The organism is Streptomyces sp. NPDC059567, from assembly GCF_042735655.1.
Classification (GTDB): Bacteria; Actinomycetota; Actinomycetes; order Streptomycetales; family Streptomycetaceae; genus Streptomyces.
This window is the reverse complement of record NZ_JBHWBS010000045.1, coordinates 53,478-56,762: the sequence shown is the minus strand read 5'-3', so window position 1 is coordinate 56,762 and position 3,285 is coordinate 53,478. Positions and strand designations below refer to the sequence as shown.

4 protein-coding genes are annotated in these 3,285 nt (G+C 66.9%); all 4 read right to left on the bottom strand.

Annotated elements, in window-relative coordinates; all coding sequences use genetic code 11:
* Positions 1 to 144: 144 nt before the first annotated feature.
* The gene (locus tag ACFVZW_RS20990; RefSeq protein WP_384523372.1) at positions 145 to 1,290 is read right to left on the bottom strand and encodes a DUF475 domain-containing protein; all 1,146 of its coding nucleotides are present in this window, start codon (positions 1,288 to 1,290) and stop codon (positions 145 to 147) included.
* 30 nt (positions 1,291 to 1,320) lie between these two features.
* On the bottom strand, positions 1,321 to 1,896 hold the full coding sequence (locus tag ACFVZW_RS20985; RefSeq protein ID WP_383551085.1) for a TerD family protein: 576 nt from the start codon (positions 1,894 to 1,896) through the stop codon (positions 1,321 to 1,323).
* A gap of 98 nt (positions 1,897 to 1,994) precedes the next feature.
* Entirely contained in the window at positions 1,995 to 2,570 is a 576-nt protein-coding gene (locus ACFVZW_RS20980; protein WP_376437728.1) for a TerD family protein, read from the bottom strand.
* Between the two features lie 113 nt (positions 2,571 to 2,683).
* Positions 2,684 to 3,142, bottom strand: coding sequence for a peroxiredoxin (locus ACFVZW_RS20975; protein ID WP_384523370.1), 459 nt, complete (start codon positions 3,140 to 3,142; stop codon positions 2,684 to 2,686).
* Positions 3,143 to 3,285 lie beyond the last annotated feature (143 nt).

The window sequence follows — 3,285 nt, the reverse complement described above, 5'->3', positions numbered from 1 at the left end:
CCCGCGGGCGCGCCCGGGCCGAGAAGCGCCCCGCCGCGCCCGGCCCCGGCCCGCCCCGCCCCAAGTCTCGGCTCGCCGGCCGCGGGGGCGCGCGCCCGGCCCCCGCCCCCCCCCGCAGTGAAGCGTTCCTCGTTGCCGGGGGTGTCACACCCCGGAAGACACCTCGGTCTTGCCCGAGGAGTCAGCTTTTCCCTCGGCCGCAGCCAAGGCCCTGTTGCGGCGGACGGAGGACCAGAAGGACCAGCCGATCAGGGCGACGCCGATGAGGCCGGTGACGACCTCGGGGATCTGGTAGCGGATGGAGATCATGAGGATCACCGCGAGCGCGCCGATGGCGTAGTGGGCGCCGTGCTCCAGGTAGACGTAGTCGTCGAGGGTGCCCTGGCGGACCAGGTAGACCGTCAGCGAACGGACGTACATCGCACCGACGCCGAGGCCGAGCGCCATGAGGACGATGTCGTTGGTGATGGCGAAGGCGCCGATGACACCGTCGAACGAGAACGACGCGTCGAGGACCTCGAGGTAGAGGAACATGAAGAAGGCGGCCTTGCCGGCGAGCTGCACCGCCGAGACCGGCTTGCCGCTGCGCTTGGCCGCTTCCTCGGCCTCGTGCTCGCGCTCCTCTTCCTCCTCCAGCTTGTTCTCGAAGTAGCCGGAGAGACCGCCGACGACGAGGTACGTGATGAGGCCGAAGACGCCGGAGAGCAGGACGGTCGACGCCTTGTCGACGTGCGTTCCGCCGTGCTGGTGGGCCTGGGTCGCGAAGGTCATGGCGCTGATCGCGAGGACGATCAGGGCGATGCAGACCGACAGCATGTCGATCTTGCCGAGCTTGGCCAGCGGGCGCTCCAGCCAGCCGAGCCACTTGATGTCACGGTCCTCGAAGATGAAGTCGAGGAAGATCATCAGCAGGAACATGCCGCCGAAGGCCGCGATCGACGGGTGTGCGTCGGTCACGAGCTGCTCATAGCGCTCGGCGTCGTTGAGAGCGAGATCGACGGCCTCGATGGGCCCGATCTTGGCGCTGATCGCGACGATCACGACGGGGAAGACCAGCCGCATGCCGAAGACGGCGATCAGAATGCCGATCGTGAGGAAGATCTTCTGCCAGAAGGCATTCATCTTCTTCAGGATTCCGGCGTTGACCACCGCATTGTCGAAGGACAGCGAGATCTCGAGGATGCACAGGATCGCGACGATCCCGAACGCTTCCCACCCCCCGTAGAGCACCGCTGCGACCAGACCGAGCGCCGTGATGGCGAACGACCAGCCGAAGGTTTTCAGAACCACTGTCTACCCCATCGTTTTAAGTACGCGGCTTTACGAAACGTTGACCCCGAAGTCTAGAGCGATGCCCCGCAGGCCGGACGCGTACCCCTGCCCCACCGCCCGGAACTTCCATTCGCCGCCATACCGGTACAGCTCGCCGAAGATCATCGCGGTCTCGGTGGAGGCGTCCTCGGAGAGGTCGTAGCGGGCGAGCTCCTGGCCGTCCGCCTGGTTCACCACGCGGATGAAGGCGTTGCTGACCTGGCCGAAGGTCTGGCCCCGGTTGTCCGCCTCGTGGATCGAGACCGGGAAGATGATCTTGTCGCAGTGGACCGGGACCTTGGTGAGGTCCACGATGAGCGACTCGTCGTCGCCGTCACCCTCGCCGGTGAGGTTGTCGCCGGTGTGTTCGACGGATCCCTCGGGGCTCTTCAGGTTGTTGTAGAAGACGAAGTACTCGTCGCCGAGCACCCGTCCCGACTGGCACAGCAGGGCGCTGGCGTCGAGGTCGAAGGGCGCTCCGGTGGTGGAGCGCGCGTCCCAGCCGAGGCCGACCAGCACCTGGGTGAGGTTGGGTGCGGCCTTGGAGAGGGAGACATTGCCTCCCTTGGCGAGCGTGACGCCCATGTGTGGTTCCTCCCCGGTGAGTGCTGCCTGTGGAGCAGATGAGGCACGTCCGGCGCCGCACGGAGAGTGCGGCGCCGGACGGATCAGACGTGCGTGACTCAGACGTTGACGCCGAAGTCCGCCGCGATACCCCGCAGGCCGGAGGCATAGCCCTGGCCCACGGCGCGGAACTTCCACTCCGCGCCATTGCGGTACAGCTCGCCGAAGACCATGGCGGTCTCGGTCGAGGCGTCCTCGGAGAGGTCGTACCGGGCGATCTCGGCGCCGCCGGCCTGGTTCACGACGCGGATGAACGCGTTGCGGACCTGGCCGAAGGACTGCTGGCGGTTCTCGGCGTCGTAGATCGACACCGGGAAGACGATCTTGGCTACATCGGCGGGCACCGTGGCCAGGCTGACCTTGACCTGCTCGTCGTCGCCCTCGCCCTCGCCGGTGAGGTTGTCACCGGTGTGCTCGACCGAGCCGTCGGCGCTCTTCAGGTTGTTGAAGAACACGAAGTCCTGGTCGTTGCGGACCTTGCCCTCCGCGCTGACCAGAATGGCGCTGGCGTCGAGGTCGAAGTCCGTCCCGGTGGTGGTGCGGACGTCCCAGCCGAGACCGACGGTGACGTCGGTCAGGCCAGGGGCCTCCTTGGTCAGCGAGACGTTGCCGCCCTTGCTGAGGCTGACTCCCACGAGTCCCTCCATGTGGTTTTCAGGGGCAGCGCCCCCGTCGTGCGTTGGCATCGGATCAACGAGTGGATCCTAGTGACGGGTTCCCGGCCTGGACAGGCGATTCGCCCCGATGTTCAGAGAGTGTCGAGGGCCTTGACGTACTCGCCGAGGTCCCGGGCGTCCGGAAGGGCGTTCACGACGGTCCAGCGGACGACACCTTCCTTGTCGATGATGAAGGTGCCGCGCACGGCGCAGCCCTTCTCCTCGTCGAAGACGCCGTACGCGCGCGAGGCGTCGCCGTGCTTCCAGAAGTCGGAGAGCAGCGGGTACTCCAGGCCCTCCTGCTCGGCGAAGACGCGCAGGGTGTGGATGGAGTCGTTGGAGACCGCGAGGAGCTGGGTGTCGTCGTTGACGAACTTCGGCAGGTTGTCGCGCAGCTCGCACAGCTCGCCGGTGCAGACGCCGGTGAAGGCGAAGGGGTAGAAGAGCAGCACCACGTTCTTCTCCCCCTTGAAGTCGGAGAGCTTCACGGTGCGGCCGTGGTTGTCCTTGAGCTCGAACTCCGGGGCCTTGGTGCCGACCTCGATCGCCATGGCGTGCGCATCCCTTCACTGGACCGGACAGGTGAAAGGCCCAGCCTACGCACAGAGCCCCCGGGGGGGGCGCCGGGGCGGGGGACCGGTCCTTGATCTCGGCCTGGAGCGGGGACCGCACCGCGTCCAGGACCTCCTCGAAG

What these genes read in the sequence shown, in the direction of transcription:
- ACFVZW_RS20975 (WP_384523370.1), bottom strand. Translation starts at nt 3,142, where the DNA reads ATGGCGATCGAGGTCGGCACCAAGGCCCCGGAGTTCGAGCTCAAGGAC.
- ACFVZW_RS20985 (WP_383551085.1), bottom strand. Translation starts at nt 1,896, where the DNA reads ATGGGCGTCACGCTCGCCAAGGGAGGCAATGTCTCCCTCTCCAAGGCC.